This window comes from Catenuloplanes atrovinosus (assembly GCF_031458235.1).
GTDB classification, from domain to species: domain Bacteria; phylum Actinomycetota; class Actinomycetes; order Mycobacteriales; family Micromonosporaceae; genus Catenuloplanes; species Catenuloplanes atrovinosus.
In genome coordinates this window covers 3,414,865-3,440,086 of the sequence record NZ_JAVDYB010000001.1, presented here as the reverse complement: position 1 = coordinate 3,440,086, position 25,222 = coordinate 3,414,865, and the positions used below count along the sequence as shown (strand labels likewise).

Sequence of the window (25,222 nt, the reverse complement as noted above, 5' to 3'; positions counted from 1 at the left end):
GCGGCCGGGCGCGACGCCGGAGAATGGGCTTTCTCAGCGCCGCGCGCGGGTGATCCGATCGATCGCGTCCGTGACGTCGGCCGGGTCGGCCGGCTCGGTGTCCAGCGCGCGGTGGATGGTCAGGCCCTCGATCAGCGCGTCCAGCAGCCGCGTGGTGACCGGGTCGAAGTGCCGCTCCAGCGCGGCCCGGCTGCGCCGCATCCACTCGTTGGTCAGCGTCCGGTAGGCCGGCTCGCGCGCCGCCAGCGTGTACAGCTCGTGCGTGATCACCAGCTCGCGCCGGCTGGCGTACAGGTCGACCAGGATCAGGTCCGCCACCGCGCGCCGGGCGGCGTCGAGGTCCGCCGCCGCGGCCATCCGGCGCTCGAACTGCGCGGCGAACCCGCTGGTGAACCGGTCGAACGCCTCCCGGAGCAACTGGTCCATGCCGGTGAAGTGGTAGGTCATCGAGCCGAGCGGCACGCCGGCCGCGGCCGCGATCCGGCGGTGCGAGGCGCCGGCCACGCCGGACTCCGCGATGACGTCCAAGCACGCGTCGATGATCCGGTCCCGGCGCTCGGGGTCGTGGCGTCGCGTGGCCTTCGGCACATCCTGCGTCATGCGTACGATCGTACACGAGCCATGTGTACGATCGTACGCATGACTGATCCTGTCCGGCGGGCGCGGCTGGCCGTCGGCGCGCTGTTCTTCACCAACGGCGCGCTGTTCGCGAACCTGGTCCCGCGCTACCCCGAGATCAAGGCCGGCCTCGGGCTGAGCAACGCGCTCTACGGCCTGTCCGTCGCCGCGTTCCCGACCGGCGCGATCGTCGCCGGCCTCGCCGCCGGCGTGCTGGTGCGCCGGTTCGGCTCCGCCACCGTGGCCGCCGCCGGCACGGTGCTGACCGCGGCCGGCGTGCTGCTCGCCGGCCTGGCCCCCGCGGTCGCCGTCTTCGCCGCCATGCTGTTCCTGGCCGGCGCCATGGACGCGATCACCGACGTCGCGCAGAACGCGCACGGCCTGCGCGTGCAGCGCCGATACGGCCGCTCGATCATCAACTCGTTCCACGCGATCTGGTCGATCGGCGCGGTCACCGGCGGCGCCATGGCCGCCGGCGCGATCGCGCTCGGCCTCTCCCTCGGCGTGCACCTGGGCGTCTCCGGCGCGCTGCTGGTGATCGTCGCGCTGGTCGCGTGGCGCTTCCGGCTGCCCGGCCCGGAGACACCGGAGACCACCACCCCGCACGGGTACGGACGTCCCCGCGTCCCGGCACGGGTTTGGCTGCTGATCGCCGCACTCACCCTGATCGCGGTCGGCGGCACGCTCGTCGAGGACGCCGGCACCTCGTGGGCCGCCGTCTACCTCTCCGGCTCGCTGCACGCCGCCGCCGAGGTCGCCGCCTGGGGCTACATCGCGCTGGTCGGCGCCCAGTTCGCCGGCCGGCTCATCGGCGACCGGCTGGTCGACCGCTTCGGCCAGCGCACGGTCGCCCGCGCCGGCGGCCTGATCGTCGCGGCCGGCATGGGCCTGGCACTCGCCATGCCGTCGATCCCCGGCACCGTCCTCGGCTTCGCCGCCGCCGGCTTCGGCGTCGCCACACTGGTGCCCGCCGCGATGCACGAGGCCGACGAACTGCCCGGCCTGGCGCCCGGCACCGGCCTGACCGTGGTCTCCTGGCTGATGCGCCTCGGCCCCCTGGTCTCCCCGCCGCTGGTCGGCGCCGTCGCGGACGCCACCAGCCTGCGCACCGGCCTGCTGATCGTCCCCGCCGCCGGCGTCCTCGTCATCCTGCTCGCCGGTGTCCTGCGGCGCCGCCGTGTCCCGCGGCCGGTCACCGTGAGCTGAGCTGCCGGTCAGGCCCCGACGAAGCGGGCCAGGTTGTCGAGCGCCATGCGCGTGCCGACCTCGTTGTCGGCCGGCGGGACGACGTCGGGCACGCCCTCGTGGACGATCGTCACCTCGGTGCCGCCGCCGGAGTCGGCCAGCGTGGTGGTCATCGTCATCACCCCGCCCAGCGCCGGATCGTCCGACTCGAACGCCAGCTCCTCGACCACCCGCTCACCCGCCACCAGCGTGACGAACCGGCCCCGATAGGTGTCGGTGTGCGCACCCGACTTGCCGGCCCCGGCCTCGTCCACATAGCTGAGCGAGACGCGGAACCGGCCGCCCTCCCGCGCCTCGAACTCGTGCACGTGCCCGGTCATGCCGTCCGGCGTCCGCCACGTTGCGATCGCGTCCGCGTCCAGCAACGCCCGGTAGATCACGTCTCGGGGCGCCGCGATGTGCCGGGAGACCGTCGTCGAATACATCCGGCCAGCATATGGAACTCACTCGTGCCGCGGCAGAGTGGAACGGAGGCGAAGAGATGGTCTCGCCCGACGCGCGACAGGGAGTACACCAGGAACCGGCCGTCCGTGGATCGGTACCGCAGCTGTTCCTGGAGAGCCGCCGCGGAGGTTCCGGCCGCCGTAGTCCGCGCGCCGCGGGATATGTGTCGGAAACGCTGCATTCGAATCGGGTGAGGCATTCTTATGGCGTAGGATGCTGATCGGGACGCGAAATGCTCTGAATTGAACGCGAGATACGAACAGCGCCGTTGATACACAATGGCGCGACATTGACAGCTATCTGGATTTCGTGCCGCCCGGACCGCTCTACTGGAGACGACCTCATTCACGGGAATGGGGGACACTCCGATGGGAGAAGCGGATGCGGAAGGCAATTCTCGCCACGATCGTGGCGGCGCTCGCGGGTACGTTCGCCCTCGCCGGGCCGGCCGTCGCCGGCCCGGGACCGGACCGGGCCGCGGTGCCCGCGAGCACCCCGCTCACCACCTGGTGGAGCGGCGCCCGCGAGGACAACTTCAGCTCGGGCACCGCGGCCGGCGACTCCGCCGCAACGGCGGCCGGGTACAGCTTCGTCCGTAACGAGGGCTACCTCCACACCACGCAGGTCTCCGGCACCCGGCCGCTGTACCTGTTCTGGAGCGCCGCCCGCGGCGACAACTTCACCACCTCGACCCAGGTGGGCATCGATTCCGCGTACGCCGCCGGCTACACCTACGTGCGGGTCGAGGGCTACGTGGGTACGTCCGGCGGACGCCCGCTGTACCTGTTCTGGAACGAGGCCCGGGGCGACAATTTCACCACCGCCACGCAGGTGGGCATCGATTCCGCGTACGCCGCCGGCTACACCTACGTCCGCGTCGAGGGCTACCTCCACTGATTCCGCCCACCGCGATCCGGCCGGCCGCCCCCGGCCGGATCCGCCATCCCCGGCGGCGACGCCGGGCTCCTGTGACGCGCTCACGGCCGGCCGGCATGCTGCCCCGCTGGCCGACAGCGGTCACCCATGGCGTCCGGACGGGCCGGCGGTCGACGTTCGGCAATCCTCGCGGGTGCCTCGATAAAGGCTTGACGCTTGGCTCGTTCCCGCATCACGCCGGTCACACCTGAGGAATCTTCCGGATGTTCCTGCCCTGGGACGGGCATTGTCTTGCGGCCTTTCGGGCGCGGTGGGCGGCCATATGGAGCCAATAACCCGGCTCGCAAGCCGACGGTGCGTACCCCTCGTCGCCGCGTACCGTTCCGCGCAGTGAATCGGGCGGCCGAGAGGATTGACGATGGCGGGGCGACACATGGTGATGCTGGTGTCCGCCGTGTTGGGCGTGGCGATGACCGCCTGCACGGCTCCGGCGGACCACGAGCCCGCCGCGGCGCCGGATGCGACGGTGTCCGCTGTTCCCGCAACGGCCGGGGCAAGCCCTGCACCGAGCGCGTCCGGCACCCCGTTGACCCTGGAGGACATCGAGCGCATGTTCCCCGGCCAGACGGGACCGGGGAACATCGTCATGGGAGGTCGAGGGACGGAACCGAGCCGGCCGATGACCGAGGAGGAGATGGCGGCAGCGCTGGAGCGGTACGCACGGGACACGAGGAGAAACGACTCCGACGCCGGCGATGCCGAATCCCCGGACCCGGGCCTGAGTCCATCCGTGGCCACCTCACCCGATCGTTGACGTCAACCCTTCGCCACCAAGGCCTCCGAGGTGCTCCAGAGTCGTGCGGCGATGTCGGGGTTGAAGATCCGGCGGTTGAGCCGGGGCAGCTTGCCGCCGGCGTAGAAGCCGCCGTTGCGCAGTTCGTCCGCCGGGGCGGTGATCAGCGGGGCCATGTCGGCGGCGGACCGCTCCGGGCTGATCAGGAACGGTGCGTACCGGAAGAAGTACCGTAGCGCCGTTCCGTCGCCGATGTTCGTGCGTACCAGGCCGGGATGGAAGCTGACGCTGAGAATGTCCGGCCAGCGGCGGGCCGCCTCCATGGCGAAGAGGATGTTGGCCGCCTTGGTCATCTGGTAGGCGGGCACGCCGCGGTACCGCTCGGGCGCGCCGTTCAGGTCCTCCGGGGCGATCCGGACGTTGGGTGCCGGCCGCACGGCGGTGTTGATGATCCGGCCACCGCGCAGCCGGTCTCGCAGCAGGCCGCTGAGCAGGAAGTGCGCCAGGTGGTTGACCTGGACCGTCGCCTCGTTCCCGTCCACGGTGCGGCGATATGACCGTATCCGCCCGCCCGCGTTGTTGATCAGCACGTCGATCGTCGGGTATCGGTCCCGCAACTGGTCGGCCAGCGCGCGGACGTCCGCGAGCCGCTCGAAGTCGGCGAGGAACCGTCCCGGTGTCCGGCCGTGTCCGGCCTCCCGGACCCGGTCGACGGCCGGCGCGAGACGCTGCTCGGTCCGGCCGACCAGCACGACGTGGGCGCCCCGCGCCGCGACGAGTTCCGCCACGGCGAGCCCGATGCCCGAGCTGGCGCCGGTGATGACGACAGTTGATTGATCTTGCATTTGCCTGATCCAACCAGCGGCGTGGAACCGGCGGTAATGCCGATCGGGCAGAGCGGGTCATGCCCGCCAGGCAGGCCACCGCAGAATGTGCTCCACGAACAACCGTGCGGCCCCGGTGGCACGCGACGGCGTCCCCACCTCCAGGCGGCTCCCGGACAGGCCCTCGACCGGCCGTACGGACATGCCCGGCAGTTTCTCCGGAAGTGTCGAGCCGTGGGCGTACACGACCGCCCGCCCGAGCGCGACCGCGGCGAGCACGTCGGTCACCGACCGGATGCGCAGGCTCTGCCGGCGTGGCTGCCCGTCCACGTCGGCGCCGGTCCAATGCGCCGCCTCCGCACCGGACATGCCCGCCCAGTAGGTGAACGTCTCGTCCCGCAGGTCAGCGAGGGTCAGACGCTCCCGTTCGCCGAGCGGATGGTCCGCGCCCAGCACCACCATGCGCGGCTCCGTCATGATCGACTCGACCGCGAGGCCGTGCCGATCGAACGAGTCACGCAGGATCGACACGTCCGCCGTGCCCGCCCGCAGCTCCTCCGGGGCCAGCCAGTCACGCGGCACCACGTCGATCTGGACTCCCGGATTCGCCGCCTCGAAGTCCCGGCTGGCCGCCGCCACGGCGATGACGTCACAGGCGGGCGCGGTCACGGTCAGCGTCTCCGTCTCCCGCGCCCGTTCCAGCGCGATCCTGGAGCGTTCCAGCAGGTCGTACGCGTCCGCCAAGAGCACCGCTCCGGCCGCCGTGAGCTCGGTGGCGTGCGACCCACGCACGAGCAGCGGCACCCCGGCCGCCCGCTCCAGCGACCGCAGCGCACGCGACAGCGCCGGCTGGGTCAGCAGCAGCCGCCGCGCCGCGCGGGTGATGCTCCCGGTCTCCGCCACGGCGACGAGGTACCTGAGGTGTCGCAGTTCCAGGTCGGCCACGCCCCAAGAATGCCAGACCCCGGCTGATGGTCCGCACCGCCGCGGACCATCCCGGCCGTCCGGGATCGTCGACATCGGCCGGTTTTCCTTCACCTGTCCGCGGCCGGTGCGCCTATCCGATCGTGGCGCCGTACGTCGTTCCCCGACCGGTACGGCGCCACGCCGGGCCTCAGCTGGGCACCTGGACGCTGTAGGCGGTCTGCCACAGAGACGGCGCGGTGCCGGGCTCGATCCGGATCGCCGAGCCGTTACAGAAGGTGCTCCGATACGCGAGGACGTAGGTGTTGAGCCGGTTGTCGGCGACGTTGTAGCCGTCGCGTACGGAGTAGCACCCCGGGGCGGGGTTGGCGAGGTAAGTGATGTTGCCGGCCGGGTCCGAGTGCCTGAGTATGAGCACGCCGGTGGCGGCGGACGCCGGGGTCGCGCTCGCCACGGTGATCGTCGCGGCCGCGCAGGCGACCGCCGCGGCCGACAGCAGCACCGAGCGACGGCGATTACGTTGCGGTGACATGTCTTCTCCCATCACGAATGGCACGTTGGCGGTGGCAGGAAACGTAGCAGTCAGGAATTTCACATCAGCTTCAGAATCGCTTCACCCAAGCCACTCGAAGATCGACCAAAGCAAAAGTCGAACGGAGTCGGTGCGGAAGGTGTCACCATTCGGTGCCCTACCGCGGCAGCGGCGGGAACCAGTGCTCGACCCGGAAGTCGCCGGTGCGTACGGTCTCGAACGGCGCCATGCTCAGGCACTGCTCGACGTGGATGTCGTGCGAGATCGGCCAGCTGTAACCGAGCCGGTCGTGGCGACCGTGGTCGTACACCGACACGCCCTTGCGCTGCCCCATCAGCCCCGGCACGTTCGTGGCCGTGACGATGCCGGTGACGGTCGCGACCGGCCCGCCGGTGATCAGGCAGTCCGCCTTGAGGTCCGCCCAGCCGTACTGCTCGCCGTGCCGGTGCGTGAACCGGAACGTGCCCTGCGCGTCCATGGCGAACCCGCGCACGTCGAACGTGAACCGCACGTCCTGCCCGTCCAGCCGGAACAACTGCGCGGAGCCGGTCAAGCTCGGCTCATCCGGCTTGCGGTCCGCCGTGGCCGGCGCCGCCGCGCCCAGCAGGCCGGTCGTGGCGGCGAGCGCGACCGCGGCCGTCAGGATCTTCTTCCGCATTGGATCAACCCCCGTGACGATGATGCGTGAACCGAACGTCACCATCGTCGATGCGCGTACCCGTGCGCAGGCTGAGCGGCCCTCAGCGGTTGCTCAGCCTTCGGCCGGTGGCGCCGATGGTACGGAGCACTCTCGCCGTACCGTGGCCGCTTATCTTCGCCTTATGTGGACGGTCGTACGGTCGCCGCCATGACAGACACCTCGACCACAGTGCGGCGGCGCCGTGCCGGAGGGCGGCTCGTGCGGCTGGTGGCCGTGACGGGCGTCCTCGGTGCGGTCGCCGTCTCCGGTCCTCCGGCGGCGAACGCCGCGCCCGGCGCCGCCGGTATCGCGCACGGGTTCCACAGCGGTACGGTCACGATCGTCACCGAGCGGGATCGGGCCGGCGGGTACGCGCTGGTCGACCGCGGCCGCGGCGGCCTGGAGGTACGCGACCTCGGCGGCGGCTTCTTCCAGGGCCCGTACAGCGGAGTCCGTCCCACCGACGCCGACAACCGGTGGGGTACCGGTGTCGCCGACGACCGGGCCACGGCGAACGTCGACGCCTACTATGCCGCCGAGGTGACCTGGGACTATCTGCGGGCCGTGCACGGGCGGTTCGGGATCGCCGGTGACGGGGTGGGCCCGCTGGTTCTCACCAACGTCGGCGAGCCGGACGGTGTGGCGTCCTACGAGGCCGACTGCCGGTGTGTGCTGCTGAGCCCGCCGCCGGCCGGTAGCCGGTCGATGAACGCCATCGATGTCGTGGCGCACGAGATCGGGCACGGCGTCTCCGGGGTGACCGCCGGTTTCGACAACTTCGGTGAGTCCGGTGGGCTCAACGAGGCGAACAGTGACATCCTGGGCACGCTGGTCGAGTTCGCGGCCGGTAATCCGGCGGACGCACCCGACTACATGATCGGGGAGAGCACGCCGGGCGGGCCGTTGCGGTACATGGACGACCCCACCCGTAACGGCGCCGGGAAGGGCTGCTGGGATCCGAGTTTGGTGGACGAGCCGTCCAACCACCGGATCGGGGCGCCCGCGATCAAGTTCTTCTACCAGCTGTCCGTCGGTAGTGGACGGTCTGCCTGGGGTGACAGCCCGACCTGTGGTGGGGCGCCCGCGGTCACCGGGCTGGGCAACGAGCGCGCCGGGCGGATCTGGTTCCGCGCGGTGACCGAGTACATGGTCTCGAACACCGACTATGCCGGCGCCCGGGCCGCGACGCTGCGGGCCGCCACCGACCTCTACGGCCCGTCGAGCGTGGAGGTGTCCACCGTGGCCGCCGCGTGGACCGCGGTCGGGGTCGACGGCACCCGTCCGGTCCCGCCCGCGCCGACCGGCCCGAAGATCCGTTTCATCGGGGCCTGGCACGATGCCGCCGGCGCCTCGACCTACCACTACGTCCAGGTCACGCACCCGCAGCGGCGACCGGTCACGCTGACCGCCACCGGCCTGCCGCCGGGCACCCGCCTCGACCCCGGCACCACCCGGATCTCCGGCACGCCCACCGTGGCCGGCGAGTACCCCGTCACCCTGACCGCCACCGACCCGGACGGCAACACCCGCACCCACACGCTGAGCTGGATCGTCGCCTGAACCGGTACGCCGTCCGGGCCCGTCCCGGACGGCGTACCGAGGGGATCGACGTGCTGCCAGTCGTGCCGCTGCCAGAGCACGTCCGCGGCGTCCCGTCGTAGCCGTCAGTCGCTGATCAGGGCGCCGTGCAGGAAGAGGTGGACGACCTGTTCGGCCGGCAGCGGACGTACCTCGTTCGGCGCCCGGGTGCAGAATCGCGACATGCTGAGGAATATCTCCGCGAGGACCTCGACGGGAACGCGTAGGCGTTGCTCGTCCGGTTTCAGCAGTCTCGCGACCGCCTGCTGAAACTCGGGCAGGCTGCCGAGGACCCGGAAATCGTTCCGGCTCAGTGGTGCGGTGCCCGCCTCAGTGGCCGTGCCGTGGCGTGGGAAGCCGACCCGCTCGACGGATTCGAGCTCGGCGCGGATGCGATCGTAGTAGGCGCCGAGGATGGTGACCACCTCGACAAGGCGCGGCCCGATCGGCTGATCCATCCGGATCGCGTTCAGCTTGCCTACGTCCTCGGTGGGGTTGCTCGCCGCGCTCAGCTGCGCCATCAGCATGGAACTCCACGCCTGGACGACCGCGTCCTTATCGGGAAAGATCGTCAGGAGTTCGGCCTCATCGATTCCCGCGGCCTCGGCGATCCGCGCCATGGTCAGCGTTTCGTAGTCGTCGAGCAGGGGGATCGTCGCCAGCACGATCCTCTGGCGGAGCTCTTCCGCACCCATGACGGCCACCAGTTCGCTCGACGTTCGCTTCCCTGCACGATAGAACGTGCACGCCACCACGATGTGTCGCCTTTACGGCTCGGCACGAACTCGGTGATCGCTCTTCTGCGCCATGCCGGTGCGCGCGTCCTGGTGGATCGGACTCGGCGCTCGCGGTGCTTGCGGTATGGCGTCACGGGACGTCGTGTTGGGATAGTGGGTGCGACTCCGTCATCGAGATCGGAGGTGGGTCATGTCGATGGGCGCACCCGATCCGCGGCCGCCCAACAATGATGATCAGATTTTCCTGGCGGCGTTGAGTCACCTGTGGTCATTGGTGGAAACCCGGCGGTCGCAGCGCCTGCAACTGGTCAACTACTATCTGGTCATCGCGGCGTTCGTGACGGCTGGCTATATAACCGCCGTTGGCGGTGGCCTGACCGTTGTCGCGGTAGCTGTCGGCGCCTCCGGCATGTTGATCGGTTGCGCCTTCTGGTACGCGGACCGCGCCTACAAGGTGTTCATGGACGCCGCGATCGGCCCTACCGTCGAGCTCGAAGCCCGCCTGGCGGAGCGGCTTGAGGTTCCGTCGCTAGCGGTTACCGCGGAGATTCTGCGGAAACGCGGCAAGGCGGAGGCACCTTCTGTTCTTGTGTCGATAATGTACCTATTTGCGGCGATGTCGTTCGGCCTTGCTTGCATCTATGCGGCGATCAGCCTTCGCTGAGAACAGTTCCCGCCACGGAGTCTGCGAACGCGGCCGAGCGCGAGTTCGTGCCGCAGTACCGTGTGCCGGTGACCGAGGAAGAACTGAAGGTGTATCTGGCCGCCGCGGCGGCCGGCATCGATTACAACGCGCCCCTGAGCGAGCACCGGGCGGCCGATGTGGTCCGGCGGCTGGAGCCGGCCGGGGCGGGATGGCGCGCGCTGGACCTGGGGTGCGGCAACGGCCGACTGCTGATGCGGCTGTGTGAGACGTTCGGTATCGCTGGTGACGGGGTCGAGCGCGATGTCGCCGAGGGGGAACGGGCTCGGCAGCGTGCGGCGGAACGAGGACTGTCTACGCGGGTCACCTTCCACAGCGACGACGCAGCCGGTTGGCGCCGGCCCGCCGAGCTCGTCCTCAACGTGGGTGCCGGGCACATCTGGGGCGATGCCGGCCAGGCACTGGCCGCGTTGCGCCGTCTCACCGCGCCCGGCGGGAAGGCACTGTTCGCCGACGGCTTCTACCGCACCGCTCCGGACGGGCGCGTCCGCGAGGTGTTCGGTGAGCTACCGGACCTGCCGTCCCTGGCGCGGGCGGCGGTGGACGCCGGGTTCCGGCCACTGCACATCGCCGAGTCGACGGTGGCCGAATGGGACGACTTCGAGTCTGACTGGCGCGCGGGCATCGAGCGGCTCGGCACTCCGGCCGCCCGGTCGTTCGCCGATCAGCGGCGCGACGAGTACCTCAGCGGCTACCGCGGCGTTGTCGGCTTCGGATGGCTGATCCTGACGCCGTCCTGAGGCCGGATCCAGGACGTTCATCGCCGGTCCGGCCGGTCCCGCCGCCCGGCCGGATCGGTGGATGTCTCAGAACCTTCCCAGAAGTGCCGCGGAACCGGTCAGCGCGGGCGGTCAGCATGTCGCCATGGCAATGATCGAGGTAAGTGGGCTGTCCGAGCGGTACGGCTGCCGGGCGATGGCGGCGTGCACGGTGCGGGGCGGCGGGGGGACCGGGCCTGGCGGCGTGGGGGACCCGGACCGGGGTTCGGCCACCGTGCGCACCGGGCTTCCGGCGCCGTTGACGCCGGTGTACGGCGGCCGGGCGGCGTATCGGGGTCGTGACGTCTGATGGCGGTGCGCGACGTCTACGAGGGTGCGGCCGCGGCGGGGGTCGCGCTGCTGGCCATGGCGGGCACGGCAGTGGGCGGGCTGCTGCTGTTGGACGCCGGCCGGTTCGGGCGGGTGGATCGGCTCACGGCGGCTCTCGTCGCCATGGCGGCCGGCGGGCCGGCCGAGGTCGGTGCCGCGCCGGGCGGCCTGCCGATCGCGGTGCAGGCCCGGGTCGAAGTGATACCGCTGGGGATTTCGCTGGTCGGTGCGGTGGTGCTGGGAGTGCTGCTGCTATGGCGCGGTCGCGAGCGGCTTCTGCTCCGCGGCGCGTCGGCGGTCGCGGTCGTCGCCGGTGGTGTGGGCGTGGCGGCCTGGGCGGCGCGCGGGCCGGTGACCGCGCCGGTCGGTGATGCGCTCACCGGGGGTGGTGCGGCGCCTCGCTGTGCGTCGTCCGGCGCCGGCCTGCCGTTCCCCGGTACGGGGCTGCCGTTCGGCGGTGGCGGGTCGCTGTCGTCGCTGGACGGCGTGGTCGCGGTGGCGGCCGGTCCGGCGGTGCTGGGCGCGGCCGGCGGTGCGCTGGCGGTGGTGGCGGTGTGCCTGCTGGTCGCGCGGTTCCCGGCGAGCGCGGCCGGGCTGCGTACCCTCGGCTGGTCCGCGTCTGTGCTCGCGGTCCTGGGTGTTCTCGGTGTGTGGATCGTCGCCGGGCCGGCGGCGGCCGGAGGTGTCGTGCTGGCGTCGCCGGTGGCCGTCGGGGGTGCGGTGCTGCTGGGCCTGGGGGTGCCGTGGCCGGTGCACGTTGATGGTGCGCTGTCCTGTGTGCTGGACGGTGGCGTGGCACTGCCCGCGGGCGGGATGCTCGTCGTGGTGGCCGGCGTCATCCTGGTGGCGGCCGGGGTGGTCGTCGCCTCGGTGACCGTCCGTGCGGGGGGTCCGGTTCGCCGGGCGGTGGTCTTCGCGGCCTGGTTCGGGCCGGTGACCGGCGCGGTCCTGGGCGTCCTGGCGGTGCTGTCGCGAGCGTCGGCCGAGGTGGGCGTGCGGGCTCTGCTGTTCTCGGTCCCGGTCCTCGAGGTCCGGGCGGCGCCGGACCCGTGGCTCGCGTTGCTGGCCGGAGTGGTCGCGGCCGCCGCCGCGGGCTTCGTGGCGAGTCTGCTCGCCGACGGCCTGCGGTGGCGACCCTCCGGGAGCGGCCGGACCGCCTCGCAGATCGATCGGGCGCGTGCCCGGTGACCACGAGCCGGCACCGCTGACGAGCACGAACTCGATCGTCAGTGGATCTGCGCACCGCCGTTGACGCCGTACGTCGCGCCGGTGATGTAGCCGGACCCCGCCGCGCAGGTATGCGATCGGGTCCGCGGCGTCGTCGACGGTCGACTCCACCGAAGACTCCGCCGCCGCGCTCGGCGGAGACCGGGGACGTCGAGAGCACGCGGCCGAAGCCGCGGCACGTGCCGGACGGCGACGTCGACGTGGCCGGCGGCGAGCCGGCCGGGCCGCGCGGTCGTACCGATCGCCCTGCCCGACGGGTTCCTCGCCGCCGGCGCCCGGCCCACCCTGCGAGCAGCCGCGGCAGGCGCTCGCCGGCGCCGCCACCGGCGATCAGGCCGACGGCCGCCTCGGGCTGGCCGAAGGTGGCGTCCTCACGCCCGGCGTACCGCAGGTCGAACGCGGATCGCGCCGATGCTGACGAGCGGCGCGGTGGCCAGCCGGGTGGTGAGGTCAAGGAAGATCGGGCTGCCGGTGTCGCCGGTCATGGCCAGCAACGCGGGGAAGTCGTCGCCGTCGGCGTGGTTCATGAAGTACCCCGGCACCGCACTGCCGAAGACGACGACCGTGACCTCCTCGTCGTGGCTCAGCGAGTCGACGATCCGCGACAGCTCGGACAGGGTGGCCGCGTCGACGAGGTTGACCGGCGGATTGGCGAACGTCACCCGCCTGATGCTCGCCGTGACGTTCTCGACCGTGAATCGCTTCATGACGCTGTCCTCTCGGGCGGAGACGGTCACTTGCGGGCCCCCGCCATCCGGCGGAGTCCTTCCTCGACGGTGACTTCGGGCTGGTATCCGAGCCGGGTGCGCGCCCGGGTGATGTCGTAGACGCGATCGCGGCCGACGAACGAGATCATCCACTGGGTCAGCGGCGGCGCGGTCGCGCTGCGACGCACCTTGGCGACCGTCTCCATCACCGTGGCCAGCGGCGACGCGATCGCGCGCGGGACGCTGTTGGCCTTGCTCACGTCGACGTCGCGGGTGGCCAGCAGCGGGGTGAGGAAGTCCCGGACCGGGCGCGGGCTGTCGTCGGTGACGTAGCAGATCAGGCCGTGCTCCCCGTTGGTCAGCGCCAGGGTGGCGGCGTGGGCGAGGTTGTCGACGTGCACGAAGTCGACCAGATGCCGCCCGCCGTCGATCCAGGAGAACCGGCCGCCCCGGACCGCGTCGATGAAGCCCTGGAGGGTGTGCGTCATGCCCTGCCCCCAGATGAACGGCGGCCGGATGATCACCAGTGCCGTCCTGCCGTGCGGCATGGCGAGCAGTTCCCGCTCGGTGCGGAGCTTGACCCGGCTGTACGCGATGTTCGGCCGGCCCGGGTCGGTGTTCTCGTCCACCACGCTCGCGTGGTTGTCGCCGGTGGAGACGCTGGCCGCGGAGACCAGCACGAAGCGCTCGACGCCCGCGGTGACGGCCGCCTGGTACAGGGCGCGGGCCGGCAGCAGGTTGCGGTCGACGAACCGCTGATCCGGGCCCCAGAACTCCATGAAGGCCGCCGCGTGCACCACGGCGTCGATCCGGTCGAGAGCGCCGAGCCAGGCCGGCCGGCTGCCGGGCTCGCCCAGATCCGACAGGTCGCCGCGCACCGGTACCCCTCCGGCGGCGCTGACCGCCGCGGCGGCGCGCTCGGATCTGGCGAGCGCGTGGACGGTGTGACCGCCGGCCACCATCCGCCGAAGGATGGCACCTCCGGCGAATCCGGAGCCGCCCGTCAGAAAGATGTTCATGGTTCCTCCCGCAGCTGTGCGCCATTAAGATGACGCTGTCACCTCAGCAGCGTAGGCCTACGAGATGACAGCGTCAACAGTTTCGGATGACTATGTCAGCTCGTGGGTGCGCGTCGCGGTCGGCGAGGTGTGCGGCGGCAGACGACGGCGGGATCACCACGTGCCGTACGTGACCCGCCGGACCAGCGTCTCGAACGGGCCCCGCTGCCCGGCCCGCCGCATGCGGTCGGCGAGCACCACCGTGGCCGCCCACGTGGCCGTCGCCAGCAGCGCCGTGGTGGTGACGGAGAGGGCGCCGGACAGGTCGAGCAGGAACGGGGTGAACACCACCGCCCACGTCACCGACTGCAGCAGGTAGCAGCTCATCGAGCGCTGCCCGGTCGCGGCGATCGCGGTGGTCACCCGGCCGGGCCGGCGGGCGAGCCGGGACGCCAGGAGCGCGGCCGCGGCCGCGTACCCGAAGCCGCCGAGCAGGCCGGTCGTGGCGTGCAGCGCGCCCAGCGCCTCGAACACCGCCCGGCCGGGCGGCGCGACCGCCCCGGCCAGTGCCAGCGCGATCGGCTGCGCGCCCAGCACCGCGGCCCCGATGCCGCCGGCGGCGACGGTGGTGAGCCAGCGCGGCGGCCGCTCCAGAATCCGGCGCCGGCCGGCCCACAGCCCGACCGCGAACGGGGCCGCGAACCCGAGCGGGCCGACCAGTGCGATCACCAGCGCCACCGGCAGCCGGTGGATCACCATCGCGACCGGGTCCGGCGGCAGCATGGACGGGTCCGGCCCGGCGGCGCTGACCGTGGACAGATCGGCGCTCGGGATCGCGTTCAGCGCGGTGAGCGCCACCGCGACCACCAGCAGCCAGCGGTCGCGCCGGTGGACCAGCCAGGCGCCGGCGATCAGCAGTACGCCGTACATGGCCAGGATGTCCCCGACGTAGAACAGCATCGCGTCGACCAGGCCGACCGCGATCAGCACCGCGGCGCGACGCCACAGCAGCCACCGCACGCCGCGCGGGCCGCGCCACCGCTGCCGGTCGGCGATGCGTGCCACGCCGTACCCGAACAGCAGGCCGAACAGCGGGAACGCGCGCCCGTCCACGAACGTGGACAGCAGCCAGATCACGGCCGAGTCCACGGCCGTGCCCTCCTGCGGGTAGCCGCCGAGCACGGAGGACCCGCGCAGGAAGTAATGCGAGTTGGCCAGCGCGATGAACAGCAGCATGAAGCCGCGCGCCAGGTCCGGGCCCAGCGCCCGGTCCGTCACCAGGGTCGGCCCGTGCATACGCCGACCGTACGAGGGCCGGGGGACCATCCGCAGCGGCCGGGAGTCGACCGGCCGCCGACTTTAGTCGGTGAACAGAAGTTGAACGTCCGATCGGGACGATCAACTCGCATCCAGCCCCTGCTATGAATGACGACCGTGAGATCACTTACACGCGCGGTCACTGCCGCGCTACTGATCGGCGCCTTCGTCGCGGTGACGGAGACGCAGGCGACGGCGGCGGTGTCACCGTCACCGCGCCTCCTCGCGAACCCGGGCTTCGAGTCCGGGCTGTCCTCCTGGTCCACCGACAACGCGGGCGCGACCGCGGTCGTCACCTCCCCGGTGCACGGCGGCAACGGCGCGGTCCGCATCACCGACACCTCGACCGGCAGCGGCGTCAGCGTGCGCAGCGCGCACCTGGCCGTGCTGCCGGGCGAGGAACTGACCGCCTCCATCTGGGTGCAGCAGTCGGCCGCGGGGGCCGGCGGAACACTCTATCTGGAGTTCTGGCGCGCGGACGGCTCGCGCACCACGCCGGTCAGCTCGATGGAGGCCGCCTCCAGCACCGCGTGGCAGCGGCTGACCGCGGTCGGCACGGTGCCGGAGGACGCGGTCACCGCGACCGTGCTCGCCTACTCCACCTGGGCCGACAACGGCACCACCCACTGGGACGACGCGGGGCTCACCGCGCTGCCGCCGCCGCTGCGCAAGGTGCCGAACGCGGGCTTCGAGGAGCGGCGCAACACCGAGGTCCCGACCCAGTGGACCTCGACCGAGCAGAACTGCACCGGCACGGCCTGCCCGGTCCAGTTGCTGCGCGGCACGGTCGCACACGGCGGCACCGGCTACGTGCTGATCAACGACACGTCCGCGAACGAGGCCGTCTCCGTGCTCAGCGACGCGGTCCCGGTCAACGCCGGCGAGACGATCACGGCGTCCGCCTGGGCGCACCGGCTCAGCGGCGACGGCGCGCGGATCTACGTGGAGTTCCGCGACGCGAACGGCAACCGGATCGACTCGCTGGACACGGTCGTGCCGGCCGGCGCCGGCTGGCAGAAGGTCACGGTGGGCCGGACCGCGCCGGCCGGCGCCACCACGACCAGCGTCCGGCTCTACGGCGACCTGGCCGGCGTCGGGCAGACCCGGTGGGACGACGTGGAGCTGCGCTCCAGCGCGGACGTGGCGGACAGCGCGGCGCTGGCGACCGGCGCGACCGTGCTGTTCGTCGGCGACCAGCGCGTCGAGTCCTACTCCGGCGTGGAGCGCGTCGTCCACCCCGGCACCAAGGCCGGTACGGACGGCCGGGTGCTGACCGGCACCGGCGCGGGCACCTGGGACGCGAATCCGCGGATGGGCGGCACCGTGCTGCCCGCCGCGTTCCCCGGCGAGCCCGCGTACACGATGTGGTACCAGACCAGCACCGGCACCGGCCGGGCGATCAGCAATGACGGCATCACCTGGAGCCGGGACGGCCGCACCTCGGCCGTGTTCTCCGGCGGCCCGCAGGGCGTCGTGCGCAACCCGGCCTGGGCCCCGGGCAGCTCGGTGCCGAAGTTCTTCATGATGGCCGCCGAGAACACCCAGTACATCGGCAAGCAGTCGAACGACGGCATCACCTGGACCGCCATCCCCGGCGCCCGCGGGATTCCCGGCTTCGACGTGGCCACGGCCACCTGGGACCCGGCCACCCAGCGGTTCGTCGCGATGATCAAGAACCAGCTGACCTCGCCGTTCGGCCCGCGTACCACCTGGGTGTCCACCAGCGTGGACTTCAAGACGTGGACCACGCCGCGGCCGTCCTTCGCGGCCGACCTGCTCGACGACGCGCTGATCCCGGCCGGCGCGGGCCGGCTCGGCACCACCGCGTGGAGCGAGATCTACGGCATGCCGGCGATCCGCTACGGCGACCAGTACCTCGGCGTCCCGTGGATCTTCGACATCGTCTACAGCCCGAACCCGTTCGGCAACCCCGGCACGGACAAGGGCCGCAGCCACCTCGGCGTGGCCGCCTCCCGCGACCTGGTCAACTGGAGCCGGCCCGGCCGCGGCAATCTCGTCCAGCCGGGCGCGCCGGGCACCTGGGACTACGGGTTCGCGCTGTCCAGCAGCGGGCTCGTCACGGTCACGCTGCCGGACGGCACCTCGCAGACGCGCCTGTACTACGGCGCGTTCGCGGGCGAGCACATGTGCGACGACGCGGCCAAGAACGCCGGTCAGTGCACGACGAACTACGGTCCGGCCAACGTCGGCATGGTCTCCTGGCCCACCGACCGGTTCGCCTCGTTCCACGCGGACGGCACCGGCGTGGTCACCACGCGCCCGCTGACCGCGGCCGGCAAGGCGCTCACCGTCAACTACCGGCCCGCCGCGGCCGGTGACTCGCTGCGCGTGGAGGTGCTCGACGCCAACGGCAACCCCGTCCAGGGGTACGGACCGGCCGACTCCGTCCCGGTGACGACCGACGCGCGGGCACCCGGCGTGCGCGCGGCCTGGACCGGCGGCAGCACGCTGCCGGCCGGCGCGGTCCGGCTCCGCTTCCACCTCGACGGCGGCGACCTCTACTCCTTCACCGCCAACTGATCGCCCGGCGGCCCCCTCCCGCACCGGGGAGGGGGCCGCTTTCGGCCTCAGCGTCGAAGACGGACAAAACCGCGCATCGACGGTACGGCCGCGTTGCTAATGTCCGGCCCTGATGAGCCAGCGATTCGAGTTCGTCGGCCGGGCGGCCGAGGCCGGGATGCTGCACCGGGCGTGGCGTGCCGCACGCGACGGCGGGCCCCGGCTGGCCGCCGTGCACGGGCCCGCGGGCATCGGCAAGACCGCGCTGGTCCGGCACGTGCTGACCACGATGGACGGTGCGCCGCGCGCCATCCGGGTCAGCGCGGACCGGGCCGGTTTCGTCTCGCCGTGGGCCGTGCTCACCGCGATCCTGCGCGAGCTGGCCGGCGAGCCGGTGCCGCTGGCCGAGACGGCCGACCCGTTCCTGGTCGCCTCCACGCTGGCCGGGCTGATCGAGCGGGCCGGCGGCCTGATCGTGTTCGTCGACGACGCGCACCGGGCCGACGCGCCCTCGCTGGCCGCGCTGCGCCACGCGTCCGGCCGGGCCACCGGTCACCCGCTGCTGATCGTGCTCGCCTACCAGGACGGCATCGACCCCACCTGGCGGCTGGCCGGCCAGGACGCCGACCCGGACCGGGCCCAGCAGTGGGTGGACGACGCCGACCCGGCCCGGGTGGACGAGATCACGCTCGGCGGGCTGACCGTGGACGACCTGATGCACGTCGCGCACGCGCGCAAGCGGCAACTGCCGACCGCCGCCGCGGTCCGGCTGCACGAGATCACCGGCGGGCACCCGGTGCACGCGGTGCACCTGCTCGACCGGTACGACCCGGGCACGCTCACCGCCGCGATCGGGCCGCTGGACGCGCCGCCGGACGTGGCCCGCGCGGTCGCGGCCGGGCTCGCCGACCTGCCGGCCGAGGTGCAGGACGTGATCATGGCGGCCGCCGTGCTGGGCCGGCGGTTCAGCGTCGCGGACGTGCGCGAGCTGCACGGCGCCGACGTGCGGGTCGCGCTGGCTGCCGGGGTCGAGGCCGGGCTGCTCGACGAGGAGCCCGGCAGCGCCGGCCGGCGGCTGCGGTTCGTCACCACGCTGGTCCGCGACGCCGCGTACGCGCGCCTGCCCGCCGACCGGCGCGGCGCGCTGCACCGCGCCGCCGCCAAGCTCGGCGACCGGGACACCGTCTGGCACCGGGTCGCGGCCAGCGACCGCCCGGACGAGCACCTCGCCGAGGCGGTCGCCCGGGTGGCCCGCACGGAGCAGCGCGCCGGACGCCCACAGCGCGCCGCGCGGTTCCTGGCCCAGGCGCTGGAGTTGACCCCGCGCGACAGCCCGCACCGCGCGGCCCGGCTGCTCGAGGCGGTGGAGCTGCTGCTCGTCTCCGGCGACATCGCCACCGCCGCGCGCTACCTGGACGCGCTCGACGACCTGCCGCCCAGCCCGTGGCGGTCGTACGTGCGCAGCTACCTGCTGCTGATCGGCGGCGATCTGCCCGCGGCCCAGGCCGGCTTCCGGGCCGCGCTGGACGACCTCGACGCGAGCGCGGGCGCGCCCGCCGGCCCGGACGCCGGCGGCGACGCCGCGCCCGTCGACCTCGAGGCCCGCATCTGTGGCCAGATCGCGATCGTCGGCATCGTGGAGCTGCGCCACGAGGACACGGTCAGCTACGCCGACCGCGCGCTGGCGCTCGGGCCCCGGGACCCGTCCGTGCTCACGTTCGCCTGGTTCGCCCGCAGCGTCGGCCTGGCCATGGTCGGCGACGGCGCGGCGGCGCTGGCCGCGCTGACCAGCTCCACCGCGCTGGTCCGCGCGTCCGGGCTGGACGCGCTGGTCGCCCGCGGCATGATCCACCTCTGGGCGGACGAACTGGACGCCGCCCGGGACGACCTGACCGAGGCGGTGCGGCGCGCCACCCGCGGCGAGTCGCTGCGGATCGGCCAGGCGCTGGCCTACCTCGCCGAGACCGAGTTCCGCCGCGGTGACCTGGACGCGGCCGTGCACCTGGCGCGCTGGGCCGCGGACGACGCCGAGGCCAACGCCCGGTTCTGGGACTTCGCGCTGGTCCGGGCGTTGGGGGCGTACCCGCATGCGGCCCGCGGCGACTGGGAGACCGCGGAGGAACTGGTCCGCTCGGCCGGCAACACCGCCGTCACCCGGATCGGGCGCGCCTACTTCGCCGGCGGGCTGGCCGCGCTCGCCCAGGCTCGCGACGACCCGGGCGCGCTGCTGACCGCGGCCGACGACCTGGCCGCGGTGCTGGACGTCGGCGAGCCGGGCACCCACCTGTTCGGGCCGCTGCGCGCGGACGCGCTCAGCCGCCTCGGCCGCCTGGACGAGGCCACGGCCGAGCTGACCGCGTTCCGCAGCCGCTACGACCACCTGGGCCGCGCGTCCGCGCGGATGGCCGCGGACCGGGTGGCGGCGCAGATCGCGCTCGCGGCCGGCGACCCGGCGACCGCGCGTGACCTGGCCTTCGCGGCGCTGCGCGCGGCCGAGCGGGTGGGGCTGCCGCTGGAGGCCGGCCGGGTGCGGATGGTCGCGGCCCGCTGCCTGACCGCCCTGGGCCGGCGGCGCGCCGCCGAGCGGTTCGTCGACCGGGCGCTGCGCGGGTTCCGCGAGTGCGGCGCCGGTGCGTACCATGGGCAGGCAAGCGCGCTCGCGGCCGAGCTGTCCCTGCCGGTCGGGCGCCACACCGGCCACGGGCTCGGCGCCCACGAGCGCCGGGCGATCCGCCTCCACCTGGACGGTGCCACGCACGCCGCGATCGCCGCCGCGATGCACTACCGGCCCAAGAGCATCGAGAACCTGATGCGTGCGGTCCGGCACGGCAAGCTGGAGATCCAGCCGGTCGAGGACGAGGACGCGGTGCTGGCCGAGGCGGTCGCCGAGGGGGTGCCCGCCGCGGATCGAGGGGATGTGCCCGGCCCGTCGCGGCGGTAGACCGGAGGGTATGCGACGCTCCCTTCCCACCGCGGTCTTCGTCGGCAGACGCGGGGTCGGCAAGGGCCTCACGCTGAACCGGCTGTTCGCGCTCGGCCTGGACACCGACCCGCTGCGCGAGTGCCGCACCGGCCCGTCCGCGCACCGGCTGCGAGCGGCGAACGGCCGGTCCTGGCTGGTCGTTGACCTGCCCGGCATCGCCGCGGACACGGACTACGACGCGCATCACCGCCGCTGGCTGCCGCACGCGGACGTGCTCGTCTGGATCACCCACGCGGCCGTCCGGACGTACCGCCAGGACCAGCTCTTCTGGCGGGACCACGCCCGGTTCGTCGCGGCCCGGACCCGGTTGGTGCTCGCGGTCGGCCGGTTCGACGCCCGGCTCACCGGGCTGCCGGGCAGCGCCGCCGAGCCGGCCGGCGCCGACCTGATCCGCCGCACGCTGTCCGAGGCCGCCGCCGGCGTCATCCCGTCCGCCTGGACCACCGCCGGCCGGGTCCGGGTCGTGCCGTACTCGATCGAGGCCGGCTGGAACCTCGACCGGCTGCACCGCGAGATCTTCGAGGAGGGCAGATGAGCCAGCTCACCGCCGCGGCCACCGGCCTGGCGCGCCGCCGCGTCACGCCGGCCCGCCGCCGGATGCCGGGCCTGCTGCGCGCCATGCTCCGGCACCGCGCAGCCGGCTGCTGCCGCGCACCCGACCTGGTCCGGCTGGTCGACCGGGCGCACCGGGAGAGCCGGGCGAACCGGTGACCGAGGTCGACCACCGCGACCGCCGGGCGATCGTCACCGCGCTCGACCGGGAGAGCCGCGCTGATCAGCAGCGCATCCTCGACACACCGGAGTCGTTCCGCGCCTGGCTGCGGCGCACGCTGCCCGCGGTCCACGCCCGGGTCGCGCACCGATCGGAGGAACTGTGGGCCTGGCTGCGTCTCGCGTTTGCCTGAACCCGTCGGTCACCCGCCGTGACCGCGGACGGCGGCGAACCCGTCTGTCCATCCGGGACCGCGGGCGAGTAGATTTCACAGCGTGCCGCCGCTTGAGCTGAACACGACCGTTGCCCACTCCGCCCGCATCTACGACTTCCTGCTGGGCGGCAAGGACAACTTCGAGGCCGACCGCAAGGCGGCGGAGGCGATCCTCCAGGCCTCGCCGAGCCTGCCGATCTCCATGCGGGAGAATCGGCACTACATGGTGCGCGTGGCTCGCCACCTGGCCCGCGAGCACGGCATCCGCCAGTTCCTGGACATCGGCACCGGGCTGCCGACCTCGCCGAACCTGCACGAGGTGGTGCAGGAGATCGCGCCCGAGTCCCGGATCGTGTACGTGGACAACGACCCGCTGGTGCTGGCGCACGCCCGCGCGCTGCTGACCTCGCACCCGGCCGGCGCCACCGCCTACCTCGACGCGGACCTGCGCGACGTGCCCGCCATCCTGGCCGCGCCGCAGTTGCGCGAGACGCTGGACCTGTCCCGGCCGGTGGCGATCAGCCTGATCGCGGTGCTGCAGTTCATCACGGACGAGGCGGAGGCGCACGCGATCATCGACGCGCTGCTCGCCGCGGTCCCGGCCGGCAGCGCGCTGGCGATCTCCACGGTCACGGCGAACAGTCTGCAGGCGGTCGGCGCCGCCGCGAGCTACAAGGCGCGCGGCATCCCGGCGAAGCCGCGCACCGACGACGAGGTGCGCGGCCTGTTCCGCGGGCTGGAGCTGGAGGAGCCGGGCGTGGTCCCGGTCCACCACTGGCGGCCGGAGCCGGGCGTCGACCCGGCGGAGAACGACGTCCACGTGCAGATGACCGGCGCGGTCGCGGTCAAGCGCTGAGTCACCGCAGGATCAGGACGTCCTTCGGTGCCAGCCGGAGCGTCGCGCCGCCGGTGACGGGGGCACCGGTGAGCAGGTCCGTGGCGTCCCGGTCCGCGACCACCTCCACCGGCTCGTCGCGGTGGTTGAGCAGGAACGTCAGCGGTACGCCGTCCGCCGTGACCCGCGTGGCCACCTCCAGGCCGGCCACGTCCGCGTACGGCCCGGCCAGCCCGTGCCGGTCCAGCGCGCGGCGCACCACCCGGTCCACGCCGGCCTGCTCCAGCGCGGTGCCGACGTACCAGGCCTCGCCGCCGCCGTACTCGTTGCGGGTCACCGCGGGCGTGCCCGCGTAGAAGTCGGCGCCGTAGACGCCCTCGACCGCGGCCGTCACCGGCGTGATCAGATCGAAGTGCAGGCGCGCCGCCACGTCCGGCCCGCCGGGCAGCGTGACCGGGTTGACCGTGGCCGGCTCGCGCGAGTCCCACTCGTCCACCCGCACGCCGAGCAGCGAGGTCAGCGGCGGATCGCCGAGGTACGCCCGGGCGTGCGCGTCGACCAGCCCGGACAGGAACGTGACGACGACCGTGCCGCCGCGCGCGGCCACCTCGGCCAGCCGCTCGGCCACGCCGTCCGCCAGCACGTGCAGCGCCGGGGCGAGCACCACGTCGTATCCGCTGAGATCGGCCGTGACCGCGACCGCGTCCAGGTCCGTGCCGCACGCCCAGACCGCCCGGTGGTACGCCAGCACGATCTCGGTGTAGCGCAGGTGCCGGTTGAGCCCGTCGGTCATCTCCAGCGCCCACCAACTGTCCCAGTCGAACAGCAGCGCCACCCGGGCCGGCGTGCGCGCGCCCAGCGTGACGCCGCCGAGCACGCGCAGCTCCGCGCCGAGCGCCGCCACCTCGCGGAACACGCGCGTGTCGTCCCGCCCGGCGTGCCCGATCACCGCGCCGTGGTACTTCTCGCAGGCACCGCGACTCGCCCGTAGCTGGAAGAACAGCACCGCGTCCGCGCCGTGCGCGACCGCCTGCCAGCTCCACAGCCGCATCACGCCGGGCCGCTTGACCGGGTTGACCTGCCGGGACGCGGTGGTCGACGGGGTCTGCTCCATCAGCCAGAACGGCGCGCCGCCCTTGATCCCGCGCATCAGGTCGTGGGTGAACGCCATCCGCGCGTGCGCGGTGTCGTCCGGCGGGTAGTTGTCCCAGCTCGCGAAGTCCAGGTGCGGCGCCCACCGGTGGTAGTCGACCGGCTTGTACATGCCCATGAGGTTCGTGGTCACCGGCGCGTCCGACGACGCCCGGATCGCGGCCTTCTCGTCGCGGAAGTTCGCCAGCATCGCGTCCGACGTGAACCGCAGGTAGTCCAGCGTGATGCCCTGGAACGCGGTGTGGTCCGGGCCGCGCCAGTGCTCGGTCAGCGCGTTCGGCGGCTCGATCTCGTCCCAGTCGGTGAACGTGTGCGACCAGAACCGGGTGTACCAGGCCTCGTTCAGCGCGTCCAGGCCGCCGTAGCGCTCGCGCAGCCAGCGGCGGAACGCCGCCGCGCAGAGCGGGCAGTAGCAGGCGCCGCCGTACTCGTTGCCGACGTGCCACGCGGTGACCACGCTCGCGTACCGGGCCGCGATCCGGCCGGCGACCGCGGCGGAGAACCGGCGGAACGCGGGGGAGGAGGGGCAGGAGTTGTGCCGTTGCCCGTACCGGTGCCGGCGTCCCTCGAAGTCCACGCGAGTGACCTCGGGGTATGCCCGCGCCATCCACGGCGGGTGCGCGCCGGTGCCGGTGGCCAGGCAGATCGTGCGGCCCTCGGCCACGGCGCGGGTCACCGCGGCGTCCAGCGCGGTGAAGTCGTAGGCGTCCTCGCGCGGCTGGGTCAGCGCCCAGGTGAACACGCCCAGCGTGACCGTGTTGATCGAGGCGGCGTCGAACAGCCGGTAGTCGTCCTTCCACACCCGCTCCGGCCACTGCTCCGGGTTGTAGTCGCCACCGAACAGGACCCTCACCCGATCACACCCTTCGCGACGGTGCGCACCAGCGCCAGCAGCAGCACCGGCGCGGCGATCAGCAGCGCGGCCTCGGACCCGGCGAGCGTGACCGCGGCGGCCACCACCAGCAGCGCGGCGACCGTGAACGTCACGCCGGGCCGGGTCATCAGCGTGTCCGCCGCGCGCCGCGCCACCTGCCGGGCCGGCCGCGCGGTCAGCGCGGTGAGCGCCAGCGCGACCGCCACCCACAGGCACGCGGCCACGGTGATCAGCGTCAGCGGCACCGCCCACCAGCCCGGCACCCCGGCCACCTCCAGGTGGGTCAGGTTGATCGCCAGGACGGTGAGCAGCGCCAGGAACGGCGCCCAGATCCGCAGCGCGCCGCCGAAGCGCCGCGCGTAGCCGCGCCGGAAGTCCGCGGACGGGTGCAGGTCGGCCAGGTCCGGCCGGTGCGCGTGCAGCGCGTGCAGCGCGGCCGCGACCGCCGGGCCGACCGGCAGCGCGGCCACGGCCAGCAGCGGCAGGTTGCGGACGTCGCCGCCGAGCGCGAGCCCGGCGGCGACGGTGGGGGAGCAGGCCACGACCGTCCAGACGCCGACCGTGAGCAGGCGATGGACGAGCGCGCAGACCCGGGCGAAGGCCGAGTCGAGGACGGGTGCTCCCGGACGTACCCGCATGGCG

Annotated in this window: 25 protein-coding genes; 13 read left to right on the top strand and 12 right to left on the bottom strand. The window is 73.1% G+C overall.

Annotated elements, in window-relative coordinates; all coding sequences use genetic code 11:
• Nucleotides 1-33 precede the first annotated feature (33 nt).
• Nucleotides 34-600 (bottom strand): TetR/AcrR family transcriptional regulator, encoded by a 567-nt coding sequence (locus J2S41_RS15480; protein ID WP_310368356.1) that lies wholly within the window; start codon nt 598-600, stop codon nt 34-36.
• Nucleotides 601-639: 39 nt separating this feature from the next.
• Between J2S41_RS15480 and J2S41_RS15475 the strand changes: the two genes are divergently transcribed.
• Nucleotides 640-1,824 (top strand): MFS transporter, encoded by a 1,185-nt coding sequence (locus J2S41_RS15475; protein WP_310368354.1) that lies wholly within the window; start codon nt 640-642, stop codon nt 1,822-1,824.
• An 8-nt stretch (nt 1,825-1,832) separates the two neighbouring features.
• Here J2S41_RS15475 and J2S41_RS15470 read toward each other — a convergent pair whose 3' ends face one another.
• A complete protein-coding gene (locus J2S41_RS15470) occupies nt 1,833-2,288 on the bottom strand; it encodes an SRPBCC family protein (protein WP_310368353.1) in 456 nt (151 codons plus the stop codon).
• 400 nt (nt 2,289-2,688) lie between these two features.
• Between J2S41_RS15470 and J2S41_RS15465 the strand changes: the two genes are divergently transcribed.
• Nucleotides 2,689-3,204, top strand: coding sequence for a hypothetical protein (locus J2S41_RS15465; protein ID WP_310368351.1), 516 nt, complete (start codon nt 2,689-2,691; stop codon nt 3,202-3,204).
• A gap of 412 nt (nt 3,205-3,616) precedes the next feature.
• Complete coding sequence (locus tag J2S41_RS15460) at nt 3,617-3,997, top strand: hypothetical protein (RefSeq protein ID WP_310368350.1); 381 nt, start codon at nt 3,617-3,619, stop codon at nt 3,995-3,997.
• A gap of 2 nt (nt 3,998-3,999) precedes the next feature.
• Here the strand turns inward: J2S41_RS15460 and J2S41_RS15455 are convergent, their stop codons facing one another.
• From J2S41_RS15455 to J2S41_RS15440, 4 genes are all read right to left on the bottom strand, one after another.
• Complete coding sequence (locus tag J2S41_RS15455) at nt 4,000-4,821, bottom strand: SDR family NAD(P)-dependent oxidoreductase (protein ID WP_310368349.1); 822 nt, start codon at nt 4,819-4,821, stop codon at nt 4,000-4,002.
• A 57-nt stretch (nt 4,822-4,878) separates the two neighbouring features.
• Nucleotides 4,879-5,745, bottom strand: coding sequence for a LysR family transcriptional regulator (locus J2S41_RS15450; RefSeq protein ID WP_310368348.1), 867 nt, complete (start codon nt 5,743-5,745; stop codon nt 4,879-4,881).
• Between the two features lie 169 nt (nt 5,746-5,914).
• A complete protein-coding gene (locus J2S41_RS15445; protein ID WP_310368346.1) occupies nt 5,915-6,319 on the bottom strand; it encodes a hypothetical protein in 405 nt (134 codons plus the stop codon).
• A 94-nt stretch (nt 6,320-6,413) separates the two neighbouring features.
• Nucleotides 6,414-6,914 (bottom strand): hypothetical protein, encoded by a 501-nt coding sequence (locus tag J2S41_RS15440; RefSeq protein WP_310368344.1) that lies wholly within the window; start codon nt 6,912-6,914, stop codon nt 6,414-6,416.
• A 189-nt stretch (nt 6,915-7,103) separates the two neighbouring features.
• Here J2S41_RS15440 and J2S41_RS15435 point away from each other — a divergent pair, with 189 nt between their 5' ends.
• Nucleotides 7,104-8,495, top strand: a complete 1,392-nt coding sequence (locus J2S41_RS15435) for a M4 family metallopeptidase (protein WP_310368343.1) — start codon at nt 7,104-7,106, stop codon at nt 8,493-8,495.
• A gap of 104 nt (nt 8,496-8,599) precedes the next feature.
• Here J2S41_RS15435 and J2S41_RS15430 read toward each other — a convergent pair whose 3' ends face one another.
• Nucleotides 8,600-9,208, bottom strand: a complete 609-nt coding sequence (locus J2S41_RS15430; RefSeq protein ID WP_310368342.1) for a TetR/AcrR family transcriptional regulator — start codon at nt 9,206-9,208, stop codon at nt 8,600-8,602.
• A 232-nt stretch (nt 9,209-9,440) separates the two neighbouring features.
• Here J2S41_RS15430 and J2S41_RS15425 point away from each other — a divergent pair, with 232 nt between their 5' ends.
• The 3 genes from J2S41_RS15425 (at nt 9,441) to J2S41_RS15415 (ending at nt 12,229) form a co-directional block, all read left to right on the top strand.
• On the top strand, nt 9,441-9,914 hold the full coding sequence (locus J2S41_RS15425) for a hypothetical protein (RefSeq protein WP_310368341.1): 474 nt from the start codon (nt 9,441-9,443) through the stop codon (nt 9,912-9,914).
• 68 nt (nt 9,915-9,982) lie between these two features.
• Nucleotides 9,983-10,693, top strand: coding sequence for an SAM-dependent methyltransferase (locus J2S41_RS15420; RefSeq protein WP_310368339.1), 711 nt, complete (start codon nt 9,983-9,985; stop codon nt 10,691-10,693).
• Nucleotides 10,694-11,020: 327 nt separating this feature from the next.
• Complete coding sequence (locus J2S41_RS15415) at nt 11,021-12,229, top strand: hypothetical protein (protein WP_310368337.1); 1,209 nt, start codon at nt 11,021-11,023, stop codon at nt 12,227-12,229.
• 410 nt (nt 12,230-12,639) lie between these two features.
• Here the strand turns inward: J2S41_RS15415 and J2S41_RS15410 are convergent, their stop codons facing one another.
• The 3 genes from J2S41_RS15410 to J2S41_RS15400 all read right to left on the bottom strand — a co-directional run bounded on the left by J2S41_RS15410 (nt 12,640) and on the right by J2S41_RS15400 (nt 15,269).
• Nucleotides 12,640-12,975: a Clp protease/crotonase-like domain-containing protein gene (locus J2S41_RS15410; protein WP_310368335.1), complete on the bottom strand. Its 336-nt coding sequence runs from the start codon at nt 12,973-12,975 to the stop codon at nt 12,640-12,642.
• Nucleotides 12,976-13,001: 26 nt separating this feature from the next.
• Entirely contained in the window at nt 13,002-13,994 is a 993-nt protein-coding gene (locus tag J2S41_RS15405) for an NAD-dependent epimerase/dehydratase family protein (protein ID WP_310368333.1), read from the bottom strand.
• 153 nt (nt 13,995-14,147) lie between these two features.
• A complete protein-coding gene (locus tag J2S41_RS15400; RefSeq protein WP_310368332.1) occupies nt 14,148-15,269 on the bottom strand; it encodes a DUF418 domain-containing protein in 1,122 nt (373 codons plus the stop codon).
• A 129-nt stretch (nt 15,270-15,398) separates the two neighbouring features.
• Between J2S41_RS15400 and J2S41_RS15395 the strand changes: the two genes are divergently transcribed.
• The 6 genes from J2S41_RS15395 (at nt 15,399) to J2S41_RS15370 (ending at nt 22,575) form a co-directional block, all read left to right on the top strand.
• Nucleotides 15,399-17,831: a carbohydrate binding domain-containing protein gene (locus J2S41_RS15395; protein WP_445343923.1), complete on the top strand. Its 2,433-nt coding sequence runs from the start codon at nt 15,399-15,401 to the stop codon at nt 17,829-17,831.
• A gap of 112 nt (nt 17,832-17,943) precedes the next feature.
• Entirely contained in the window at nt 17,944-20,751 is a 2,808-nt protein-coding gene (locus tag J2S41_RS15390) for an ATP-binding protein (RefSeq protein WP_310368328.1), read from the top strand.
• Between the two features lie 10 nt (nt 20,752-20,761).
• Nucleotides 20,762-21,328, top strand: a complete 567-nt coding sequence (locus J2S41_RS15385) for a P-loop NTPase family protein (RefSeq protein WP_310368327.1) — start codon at nt 20,762-20,764, stop codon at nt 21,326-21,328.
• The gene (locus J2S41_RS15380) at nt 21,325-21,504 is read left to right on the top strand and encodes a hypothetical protein (protein WP_310368326.1); all 180 of its coding nucleotides are present in this window, start codon (nt 21,325-21,327) and stop codon (nt 21,502-21,504) included. The genes J2S41_RS15385 and J2S41_RS15380 overlap by 4 nt, the downstream gene beginning before the upstream one ends.
• The gene (locus tag J2S41_RS15375) at nt 21,501-21,698 is read left to right on the top strand and encodes a hypothetical protein (protein ID WP_310368325.1); all 198 of its coding nucleotides are present in this window, start codon (nt 21,501-21,503) and stop codon (nt 21,696-21,698) included. The genes J2S41_RS15380 and J2S41_RS15375 overlap by 4 nt, the downstream gene beginning before the upstream one ends.
• Before the next feature lie 82 nt (nt 21,699-21,780).
• On the top strand, nt 21,781-22,575 hold the full coding sequence (locus J2S41_RS15370) for an SAM-dependent methyltransferase (protein WP_310368324.1): 795 nt from the start codon (nt 21,781-21,783) through the stop codon (nt 22,573-22,575).
• Nucleotide 22,576: 1 nt separating this feature from the next.
• Here the strand turns inward: J2S41_RS15370 and J2S41_RS15365 are convergent, their stop codons facing one another.
• Nucleotides 22,577-24,559 carry a beta-galactosidase gene (locus J2S41_RS15365; RefSeq protein ID WP_310368323.1) on the bottom strand — a complete coding sequence of 661 codons (1,983 nt, stop codon included), beginning with the start codon at nt 24,557-24,559 and terminating at the stop codon, nt 22,577-22,579.
• A complete protein-coding gene (locus tag J2S41_RS15360) occupies nt 24,556-25,218 on the bottom strand; it encodes a hypothetical protein (protein WP_310368321.1) in 663 nt (220 codons plus the stop codon). The genes J2S41_RS15365 and J2S41_RS15360 overlap by 4 nt, the downstream gene beginning before the upstream one ends.
• Between the last annotated feature and the right edge of the window lie 4 nt (nt 25,219-25,222).

Coding starts and splice junctions, on each gene's coding strand:
- J2S41_RS15400 (WP_310368332.1), bottom strand. CDS start 15,269: ATGCACGGGCCGACCCTGGTGACGGACCGGGCGCTGGGCCCGGACCTG.
- J2S41_RS15410 (WP_310368335.1), bottom strand. CDS start 12,975: ATGAAGCGATTCACGGTCGAGAACGTCACGGCGAGCATCAGGCGGGTG.
- J2S41_RS15475 (WP_310368354.1), top strand. CDS start 640: ATGACTGATCCTGTCCGGCGGGCGCGGCTGGCCGTCGGCGCGCTGTTC.
- J2S41_RS15455 (WP_310368349.1), bottom strand. CDS start 4,821: ATGCAAGATCAATCAACTGTCGTCATCACCGGCGCCAGCTCGGGCATC.
- J2S41_RS15465 (WP_310368351.1), top strand. CDS start 2,689: ATGCGGAAGGCAATTCTCGCCACGATCGTGGCGGCGCTCGCGGGTACG.
- J2S41_RS15435 (WP_310368343.1), top strand. CDS start 7,104: ATGACAGACACCTCGACCACAGTGCGGCGGCGCCGTGCCGGAGGGCGG.
- J2S41_RS15385 (WP_310368327.1), top strand. CDS start 20,762: ATGCGACGCTCCCTTCCCACCGCGGTCTTCGTCGGCAGACGCGGGGTC.
- J2S41_RS15395 (WP_445343923.1), top strand. CDS start 15,399: ATGACGACCGTGAGATCACTTACACGCGCGGTCACTGCCGCGCTACTG.
- J2S41_RS15480 (WP_310368356.1), bottom strand. CDS start 600: ATGACGCAGGATGTGCCGAAGGCCACGCGACGCCACGACCCCGAGCGC.
- J2S41_RS15430 (WP_310368342.1), bottom strand. CDS start 9,208: ATGGGTGCGGAAGAGCTCCGCCAGAGGATCGTGCTGGCGACGATCCCC.
- J2S41_RS15390 (WP_310368328.1), top strand. CDS start 17,944: ATGAGCCAGCGATTCGAGTTCGTCGGCCGGGCGGCCGAGGCCGGGATG.
- J2S41_RS15415 (WP_310368337.1), top strand. CDS start 11,021: ATGGCGGTGCGCGACGTCTACGAGGGTGCGGCCGCGGCGGGGGTCGCG.
- J2S41_RS15380 (WP_310368326.1), top strand. CDS start 21,325: ATGAGCCAGCTCACCGCCGCGGCCACCGGCCTGGCGCGCCGCCGCGTC.
- J2S41_RS15460 (WP_310368350.1), top strand. CDS start 3,617: ATGGTGATGCTGGTGTCCGCCGTGTTGGGCGTGGCGATGACCGCCTGC.
- J2S41_RS15425 (WP_310368341.1), top strand. CDS start 9,441: ATGTCGATGGGCGCACCCGATCCGCGGCCGCCCAACAATGATGATCAG.
- J2S41_RS15405 (WP_310368333.1), bottom strand. CDS start 13,994: ATGAACATCTTTCTGACGGGCGGCTCCGGATTCGCCGGAGGTGCCATC.
- J2S41_RS15470 (WP_310368353.1), bottom strand. CDS start 2,288: ATGTATTCGACGACGGTCTCCCGGCACATCGCGGCGCCCCGAGACGTG.
- J2S41_RS15440 (WP_310368344.1), bottom strand. CDS start 6,914: ATGCGGAAGAAGATCCTGACGGCCGCGGTCGCGCTCGCCGCCACGACC.
- J2S41_RS15360 (WP_310368321.1), bottom strand. CDS start 25,218: ATGCGGGTACGTCCGGGAGCACCCGTCCTCGACTCGGCCTTCGCCCGG.